The sequence below is a fragment of the Pseudomonas atagonensis genome (genome assembly GCF_011369485.1).
Taxonomy (GTDB): Bacteria; Pseudomonadota; Gammaproteobacteria; order Pseudomonadales; family Pseudomonadaceae; genus Aquipseudomonas; species Aquipseudomonas atagonensis.
In genome coordinates this window covers 23,982-31,808 of the sequence record NZ_VXCA01000048.1, presented here as the reverse complement: position 1 = coordinate 31,808, position 7,827 = coordinate 23,982, and the positions used below count along the sequence as shown (strand labels likewise).

Here is a 7,827-nt window from a genome sequence, read left to right as displayed (position 1 = left end):
GATGACGCGCAGTTCGCCAACCTCTGGGCAGGTCAGGCATTCACGCTGGGCAAGGACGTCGGCAGTGCCGAACTGACGCGGCAGTTGGCTGACGGCGCGCTTGCGAAGTTGGCTCGCCGCTGAAGGCATCGAGGGTGGAGATGCAAAAGTCTTCACCCTCTGCTAACCAGCACTTCCCGTTTAAAGGCATTTCGCTATATATTTCACTATATAGCGAATCACCCCCTCGCATCGGCGCAGTCCACTTCCAATAACAACTGCCCTCTGCACCTGCCAACAACGGAGCTGTTACATGACCATTCGTGCCTCACGTTTTGCCCCCACCTGCCTGGCCTCCCTGCTCGCGGTCTTCGCCATCGGCGCTGTTCAGGCGGATGAAGTGCAGGTTGCAGTCGCCGCCAACTTTACCGCTCCGATCCAGGCCATCGCTGCCGACTTCGAAAAAGACACCGGGCACAAACTGGTCGCCGCGTACGGCGCCACTGGTCAGTTCTACACCCAGATCAAAAACGGCGCGCCGTTCGAAGTGTTCCTCTCGGCTGACGACACCACTCCGGAAAAACTCGAAAAAGAAGGCGATACCGTGAAGGGCTCGCGCTTCACGTACGCCATCGGCACCCTGGCGCTGTGGTCGGCCAAGGATGGTTACGTCGATGCCAAAGGTGACGTTCTGAAGAAGAACGAATACCAGCACCTGTCCATCGCCAACCCGAAAGCCGCGCCTTATGGCCTGGCTGCCACGCAAGTGCTGGAAAAGCTGAAACTGACTGAAGCGACCAAAGCCAAGATTGTTGAAGGCCAGAACATTACCCAGGCGTACCAGTTCGTCTCCACCGGTAACGCCGAACTGGGCTTCGTTGCGTTGTCGCAGATTTACAAGGACGGCAAAGTCACCAGCGGTTCGGCGTGGATCGTCCCGGCCAGCATGCATGACCCGATCAAACAAGACGCGGTGATCCTCAACAAAGGCAAGGACAGCGCGGCGGCCAAGGCCCTGGTTGAATACCTCAAAGGCCCGAAAGCCGCTGCGGTGATCAAGTCTTACGGCTACCAGCTCTAAATGTCGCTGACGAGTGCCGATTTCGCGGCGATCTGGCTGACCCTGAAACTGGCGTCCCTGACCACCGCGATTCTGCTGGTTGTCGGCACTCCGATTGCCCTGTGGCTGTCGCGCACCCGCTCCTGGTTGCGCGGCCCGGTCGGGGCCATCGTCGCCCTGCCCCTCGTACTGCCGCCCACCGTCATCGGTTTTTATCTGTTGCTGATGATGGGGCCGCACGGGTTCCTCGGCCAGTTCACTCAGTGGCTGGGCCTTGGCACCCTGACGTTCAGTTTCACCGGGCTGGTGATCGGTTCGGTGATCTATTCCATGCCGTTCGTGGTGCAACCGTTGCAAAACGCGTTCTCCGCGATCGGCACCCGCCCACTGGAGGTGGCCGCGACCTTGCGCGCCAACCCGTGGGACACGTTTTTCAGCGTGATTCTGCCGCTGGCTCGCCCCGGTTTTGTCACCGCGGCTATTCTCGGCTTCGCGCACACCGTCGGTGAGTTCGGCGTGGTGCTGATGATCGGCGGCAACATTCCCGACAAGACCCGCGTCGTCTCGGTACAAATCTACGACCACGTCGAAGCGATGGAATATGCCCAGGCCCACTGGCTGGCTGGCGCGATGCTGGTGTTTTCGTTTCTGGTGTTGCTGGCGCTGTACTCCAGCCGCAAGACCCGCGCGGGCTGGAGCTGATTGATGATCGATGCACGTCTGCAACTTGCTTACTCAGGCTTCAGCCTGGATGTCGATCTGCATTTGCCGGGGCGTGGCGTCACCGCGCTGTTCGGCCACTCCGGCTCTGGCAAAACCACTTGCCTGCGCTGCATTGCCGGGCTTGAACGTGCCGAACATGGCTTTATCCGGATCAACGATGAAGTCTGGCAAGACAGCGACAACGGCATTTTTGTCCCGCCGCACAAACGCGCACTGGGTTACGTCTTTCAAGAAGCCAGCTTGTTTCCTCACTTGTCGGTCATCGCCAATCTGCAGTTCGGCCTCAAGCGCATCGCCAAATCCCAGCGTCGGGTCGACGTGGCACAGGCCACCGAACTGTTGGGCATCGGACATCTGCTTGAACGTCATCCGCAACATCTCTCCGGCGGCGAGCGTCAGCGTGTCGGCATCGCCCGCGCACTGCTGACCAGCCCGAAATTGCTGCTGATGGACGAGCCACTGGCGGCGCTCGACAGTCAACGCAAAAACGAGATTCTGCCGTATCTGCAACGTCTGCATGACGAATTGGACATTCCGGTTTTATATGTCAGCCACGCGCAGGACGAGGTTGCCCGTCTCGCCGATCACCTGGTGTTACTGAGCGACGGCAAGGCCTTGGCCAGCGGCCCGATCGGCGAAACCCTCGCCCGGCTCGATCTGCCAATGGCGATGGGTGATGACGCCGGCGTGATCATCGAGGGCCAGGTCAGTGCCTACGATGCGGATTATCAGTTGTTGAGCCTGCAACTGCCGGCCACCGAGATGAACATTCGCGTGACCCACGAACCGATGTCGGTCGGCCAGGCTTTGCGTTGCAAGGTACATGCGCGGGACATCAGCCTGACCCTGCAAAACAACGAGCTCAGCAGCATCCTCAATCGTCTGCCGGTCACCGTGGTCAGTGAGCAAGCCGCGGACAACGCCGCCCATGTGCTGATCCGGCTCGACGCCGGCGGCACGCCGCTGCTTGCGCGCATCACGCGGTTCTCCCGGGATCAACTGGGCGTGCATCCTGGCCAGCAGCTCTGGGCGCAGATCAAGGCTGTCGCGGTACTCGCCTGAATTATTGGCACGACGGCAACGGCATGCGGTCAATCGTTTTACAGACCGCCGCGCCACCGAAGGAAGCCGCCATGCCCGATACCGAGCTGACCGTCGAACTGCCATCCGACCTGCATTATGTCGATGACACGCAGCCCGGCATCACCCGCAAAAAGCTACGCGGCAAATTCAACTATTTCGAGCCGTCGGGTCAGCGCATTACGGATGCGGACGAAATCAAACGCATCAACGCGCTCGCGGTGCCACCTGCCTATACCCATGTGTGGATATGCCCCGACCCGCGTGGCCACCTGCAAGCCACCGGGCGCGATGCACGCGGTCGCAAACAATACCGCTATCACGCACGCTGGCGCGAAGTGCGCGATGCCGACAAATACTCGCGGCTTCGTGAGTTCGGCCTGGCGTTACCGAAGCTGCGCAAGCAATTGGAAGCGCTGTTGGCGGCGCCCGGTTTCAGTCGTGACAAAGTCATGGCCACGGTGATCACCCTGCTCGACGCCACCCTGATCCGGGTTGGCAACACGCAGTATGCGCGGGACAACCGTTCCTACGGCCTGACCACCCTGCGCAGTCGGCATGTCGAGGTTAACGGCAGCGCAATCCAGTTCCAGTTTCGCGGCAAAAGCGGCATCGAACACCAGATCACCGTCAAGGATCGACGGCTGGCGCGCATCATCAAGCGCTGCCTGGAGATTCCCGGTCAAAACCTGTTCCAGTATCTGGATGAACACGGCGAGCGCCACACCGTCAGTTCTTCCGACGTCAACACCTACCTGCAAACCCTGACCGGCGCGGACTTCACCGCCAAGGATTACCGCACCTGGGCTGGCAGCGCACTGGCGCTGGCGGTATTGCGCGAGCTCAAACACGAGTCGGAAACCGAAGCCAAACGGCATGTGGTCGAAATGGTCAAAGGCGTCGCCAAGCGGTTGGGTAATACCCCGGCGGTGTGCCGCAAGTGCTACATCCACCCGGCCGTGGTGGAAAAATTCATGCTCGGCGCCCTCGCCGAACTGCCGCGTCCGCGGGTGCGCAAAGGCCTGCACGCCGAAGAAGTTGCACTGGCGATGTTTCTCGAACGGATGAGCGACATGACCGACGCGCCTTGAACCCTGACGCGATCTATTTCCCGCAAACCCACGTCGCAACACCCAGGAAAACAGTGGCTGAACCTCACGACTGGCAGTGGCAACCGACGAGTTGACCTGTCTATTTTTTGCACGATTGCCGAGGGCTTCTATAGTTGATCTGACACGAATCAGCTGCGGTGACGCCATGGAAGACATATTCGTCGTGAAGCGTTGCAACAAGATCATTATTCACGGGCGCCGCGCCGGCGACAGTCAACATGATCGCCCTGAAGCCACCAGTTGGTACCGCATCAACGATACCCGTACAGGCGGTTTCATCGGTGACGGCTACGACCATGAAGAAGACGCCCGGCACGAATGCAAGCGCCTCAACGCAGTCAGTTCGACCACAGTGGCCCGCGAGTCTTCCGGCTGATGCCGGGCAGAAGCGGGTCTATACTGAAACCAGCTGAAGGAGCAGCGCCCCACGGCAGAAGGCTCGCGACACGCGGGCTTTTTGCTGCCGCTTCGCGGTTTCATTGAACGGAGGTGTTCCATGTCCGAAAAAGAGTCCATCACCACCCTCCTCACCCTGCTCGACGCCCGGCAGGCGCGCCTCGCAGCCGCTTGCAAAGAGATCGCCGACTGGGTCGATCACCAAGGCGGGCACCCGACCGCTTTGCGCATTCGCGACCGGCTCAACGACATCGAAAAAGATGCGCCGTTGATTCGCAACACGCTGTCGTCACTCAAGCCCGTCGACCGGCCGCTACCGCGGTTTCGCTAAGTGACATCACCCTCGTAATAGCCTCGCCTGCCAATCCCGCGCAGGCATCGGAGCGGCGACAGGCGTTACCGGGTAGTCACTTGTCCGGACTATTTTCTCTTCACCCATTGCGAAGTTTGTTTTCACACAGCCTTCACGTCCGCGCGCCTACAGTCATTTCACTCCTTTAGAAGACATCCCATTACACCCGCCCGCATGCGGGTGTTTTTTTGCCCGCTATTTGCCTCGCCGAACGCCCCTGTCTGTCAGTTGTCATAAATCATACACGTCACGAAGGAGACGATTGATGGTCATCCATTTCAACGTAGACGGGCATTTGGCCTGCGGTCACAAGGGTAAAAGCCTCGCAGCGAGTCGCGAACTCAACCGCGTCAAATGCCGCAGTTGTCGCAATACCGATGCCTACAAACAAGCGCGAAAAGATCAGCGCAACGCTGCTCGCCGCTTGTCCCGGCAGAAAAAAACCACCACTGGCGCCATCAACTGGCGTGCCGAATGGACTGATCGGCTGACAGCAATGCCTGGCCTGCAGCGCTTGCCACGAGGCTTTGCCGGACAAACTTTTGTTTAATCGCGCATAGAAAAGGGGCCGACAGAATCGGCCCCTTTTTCGGTTCGAGAACAGCTAATCCAGCGTTTTCCCGGCAGTTTCTTTGACCCGCGCCAAACCGATCAGGGTCAAACAGACACACAGCATCACGTACAGGGCTGGCGCGTTGTTGTTACCCGTCAGCCCGATCAACCCGGTGGCGAAGAACTGCGCGAAACCGCCGAACACCGAAACGCCCAGGCAATAAATGATGGAAAGTCCTGTCGCCCGAATGGCCCGTGGAAACAGCTCGGTGACCAATACCAGCGTCGGCACCGTGATCAGCACCAGCAAAAACGTGGTCAGCAATGACACCGCCAGCAACGTTGTCAGTGACGGAAACTGATTCATCAGCATGAACGCCGGATAAATCAGCAGCACCATTGGAATGCAGCCCAGCGCAATCGTACGGCGGCGGCCGATACGATCACTCAAGCGCCCGGCCCAGATTGACAGGCTGATCTGCACCAACGCCCCAAGGCAGGCAGCGGTGGTGCCCATGGTCATTGGCAGATGCAGAACACTGACGGTGTAGTTGGTCATGTAATCGAGCACGATGTAGCTCGACGCCGTGCTGCCGATCACCAGCAACACCCCGCTCAGTACCGTGCGGCGATAGTGCGTGAAGATCACCCGCAGGCTCGAATCGGCCTCGGATGTCTGCGCTGCAGTTTCCTGCAGATGCCGGCGAATATAGATGCCGATCGGTATCACCAACATGCCCAGCACAAACGGCAGGCGCCAGCCCCAGCTCTCCAGTGCTTCAGCGCTCAACGACGAACTCAGCGCCAGCGCCACCAGTGCACCGAGCATGAAGCTCAGGCCCTGACTGAACAGCTGCCAACTGCCATAAAACCCGCGACTGTTGTCGTCGGCATACTCCATGAGCATCGAGGTTGACGCCCCGACCTCGCCGCCGATGGCGAAGCCTTGCACCAATCGGGCAAGCACAATCATCACCGGCGCAGCGAGGCCGATCTGGGCATAGGTCGGCGCGATGGCGAACAGTAACGAGCCGAGTGCCATCAGCCACAGCGTCAGCATCATCGCCGGTTTGCGCCCGACGCGGTCGGCGTACGCCCCCAGCACCAGGCCGCCAATCGGCCGCATACCGAAACCGACGCCGAATGTCGCCAGGGACAGCAACAACTGCCCCAACGTACTTTCCACCGGGAAAAACTGCCTTCCGATCAACGTGGCGAAAAAGCTGTAAACAGAGAAATCGTAGAACTCAAGCCCGGAACCAATGGTGATCGCTGCGATGGCGCGCGCGCCGAGAGGCTGACGAACCGATGAGGCTGCGGGCGAAGCGGTGACAAGGGGCACAGACATCAGGTGAACTCCTCAAGAATCGAACGCACGTCAGGACAGAAAGCTTTCCACCAGGCGGACCCAGTAACTGGCACCTGTCGCGAGGCAGTCATCGTTGAAGTCGTAACCGGGGTTGTGCACCATGCAACCGCCCTCACCGTCACCGTTGCCGATCAGCAAGTAACAGCCGGGGCAGCGTTCGAGCATCACGGCAAAATCTTCGCTGCCGGTCAGCGGCTGCATATCGCTGATCAGGCCTTCTTCGCCGAGCCAGTCCACGGCCACTTGCCTGGCGAAATCTGTGCTCTGGGCATGGTTGATCAATGGCGGAAAACGCTGGGCTTCGTCGACGGTAACCGTGGCTCTGGCGCAAAAGCTTGTGGCCTGCGCCTCTGCCAGCTCAGTGATCCGTACGATCAGCTCATCGCGAACCTGGGGTTTAAGCGCACGCACGCTCAATTGCAGCTCAGCGTGATCGGCAATCACGTTCGGCGCCAGTCCGGCATGAAAGGCACCGACGGTGACCACCGCGGTGTCGAGCGGATTGACGTTGCGCGAAACAATGCTTTGCAGCGCCATGACGATGGCCGCGCCAGCCAGCAGCGGATCAACGGTTTTGTGCGGCATGGCGCCGTGGCCGCCGACGCCATCGACACGAATGGTCACGGTATCGGTCGAGGCCATGAACGGCCCTGCCAGAAAGCCGAGTTTGCCAACCGGCAGCCCCGGCATGTTGTGCAGCGCGAACACCGCGTCGCAGGGAAACAATTCGAACAGCCCGTCATCGAGCATGCGCTGCGCGCCGCCATCACCCTCCTCGGCAGGCTGGAAAATCAGCACCAGCGAGCCGTCGAATTCGCGGGTGGCGGCCAGATGCTTAGCGGCCGCCAACAAGATCGCGGTGTGACCGTCATGCCCGCAGGCATGCATCACGCCTTCGTGCCGGCTGGAATACTCCAGCCCCGTCTGCTCAATGATCGGCAAGGCATCCATGTCGGCGCGTAAACCTATGGTTTTGTCGCCCTGACCGTTTTTCAACAGTCCGACTACTCCGGTACCACCCAGACCACGATGCACCTGATAGCCCCATTCTTGCAGCTTGCCCGCGACCAGATCGGCAGTGGCGAACTCTTCAAAACTCAGTTCCGGATGAGCGTGGATGTGGCGTCGCAACGCGATCATCTCCTCCTCGATGGCACGGATACCGGGCAGCGCAGGCAAGTGAATCATCACGTACTCCTCATTT

9 protein-coding genes and 1 pseudogene are annotated in these 7,827 nt (G+C 59.9%); 8 read left to right on the top strand and 2 right to left on the bottom strand.

Annotated elements, in window-relative coordinates; translation table 11 throughout:
• The 8 genes and pseudogenes from F2P67_RS27885 to F2P67_RS26740 form a co-directional block, all read left to right on the top strand.
• Positions 1-123, top strand: a pseudogene (locus tag F2P67_RS27885) (NAD(P)H-dependent flavin oxidoreductase); the annotation flags it as partial.
• 169 nt (positions 124-292) lie between these two features.
• Positions 293-1,060 carry a molybdate ABC transporter substrate-binding protein gene (gene modA / locus F2P67_RS26770; RefSeq protein ID WP_166226055.1) on the top strand — a complete coding sequence of 256 codons (768 nt, stop codon included), beginning with the start codon at positions 293-295 and terminating at the stop codon, positions 1,058-1,060.
• Positions 1,061-1,741 carry a molybdate ABC transporter permease subunit gene (gene modB, locus F2P67_RS26765; protein WP_166226052.1) on the top strand — a complete coding sequence of 227 codons (681 nt, stop codon included), beginning with the start codon at positions 1,061-1,063 and terminating at the stop codon, positions 1,739-1,741.
• A 3-nt stretch (positions 1,742-1,744) separates the two neighbouring features.
• On the top strand, positions 1,745-2,824 hold the full coding sequence (gene modC, locus F2P67_RS26760; RefSeq protein WP_166226049.1) for a molybdenum ABC transporter ATP-binding protein: 1,080 nt from the start codon (positions 1,745-1,747) through the stop codon (positions 2,822-2,824).
• 71 nt (positions 2,825-2,895) lie between these two features.
• Complete coding sequence (locus F2P67_RS26755; protein WP_166226047.1) at positions 2,896-3,933, top strand: DNA topoisomerase IB; 1,038 nt, start codon at positions 2,896-2,898, stop codon at positions 3,931-3,933.
• Between the two features lie 166 nt (positions 3,934-4,099).
• Positions 4,100-4,330 carry a hypothetical protein gene (locus F2P67_RS26750; protein WP_166226044.1) on the top strand — a complete coding sequence of 77 codons (231 nt, stop codon included), beginning with the start codon at positions 4,100-4,102 and terminating at the stop codon, positions 4,328-4,330.
• A 120-nt stretch (positions 4,331-4,450) separates the two neighbouring features.
• Positions 4,451-4,681, top strand: coding sequence for a hypothetical protein (locus F2P67_RS26745; protein WP_158958729.1), 231 nt, complete (start codon positions 4,451-4,453; stop codon positions 4,679-4,681).
• A gap of 286 nt (positions 4,682-4,967) precedes the next feature.
• On the top strand, positions 4,968-5,252 hold the full coding sequence (locus tag F2P67_RS26740) for a hypothetical protein (RefSeq protein ID WP_166226041.1): 285 nt from the start codon (positions 4,968-4,970) through the stop codon (positions 5,250-5,252).
• Between the two features lie 54 nt (positions 5,253-5,306).
• On the opposite strand, the gene F2P67_RS26735 is transcribed toward F2P67_RS26740, so the two are convergent.
• Both F2P67_RS26735 and F2P67_RS26730 read right to left on the bottom strand, forming a co-directional pair.
• A complete protein-coding gene (locus tag F2P67_RS26735; RefSeq protein WP_166226038.1) occupies positions 5,307-6,602 on the bottom strand; it encodes an MFS transporter in 1,296 nt (431 codons plus the stop codon).
• Positions 6,603-6,632: 30 nt separating this feature from the next.
• Positions 6,633-7,811: a M20 aminoacylase family protein gene (locus F2P67_RS26730; RefSeq protein WP_218583449.1), complete on the bottom strand. Its 1,179-nt coding sequence runs from the start codon at positions 7,809-7,811 to the stop codon at positions 6,633-6,635.
• Positions 7,812-7,827 lie beyond the last annotated feature (16 nt).

What these genes read in the sequence shown, in the direction of transcription:
- F2P67_RS26745 (WP_158958729.1), top strand. Translation starts at nt 4,451, where the DNA reads ATGTCCGAAAAAGAGTCCATCACCACCCTCCTCACCCTGCTCGACGCC.
- F2P67_RS26735 (WP_166226038.1), bottom strand. Translation starts at nt 6,602, where the DNA reads ATGTCTGTGCCCCTTGTCACCGCTTCGCCCGCAGCCTCATCGGTTCGT.
- F2P67_RS26740 (WP_166226041.1), top strand. Translation starts at nt 4,968, where the DNA reads ATGGTCATCCATTTCAACGTAGACGGGCATTTGGCCTGCGGTCACAAG.
- F2P67_RS26730 (WP_218583449.1), bottom strand. Translation starts at nt 7,811, where the DNA reads ATGATTCACTTGCCTGCGCTGCCCGGTATCCGTGCCATCGAGGAGGAG.
- F2P67_RS26750 (WP_166226044.1), top strand. Translation starts at nt 4,100, where the DNA reads ATGGAAGACATATTCGTCGTGAAGCGTTGCAACAAGATCATTATTCAC.
- modB (WP_166226052.1), top strand. Translation starts at nt 1,061, where the DNA reads ATGTCGCTGACGAGTGCCGATTTCGCGGCGATCTGGCTGACCCTGAAA.
- F2P67_RS26755 (WP_166226047.1), top strand. Translation starts at nt 2,896, where the DNA reads ATGCCCGATACCGAGCTGACCGTCGAACTGCCATCCGACCTGCATTAT.
- modA (WP_166226055.1), top strand. Translation starts at nt 293, where the DNA reads ATGACCATTCGTGCCTCACGTTTTGCCCCCACCTGCCTGGCCTCCCTG.
- modC (WP_166226049.1), top strand. Translation starts at nt 1,745, where the DNA reads ATGATCGATGCACGTCTGCAACTTGCTTACTCAGGCTTCAGCCTGGAT.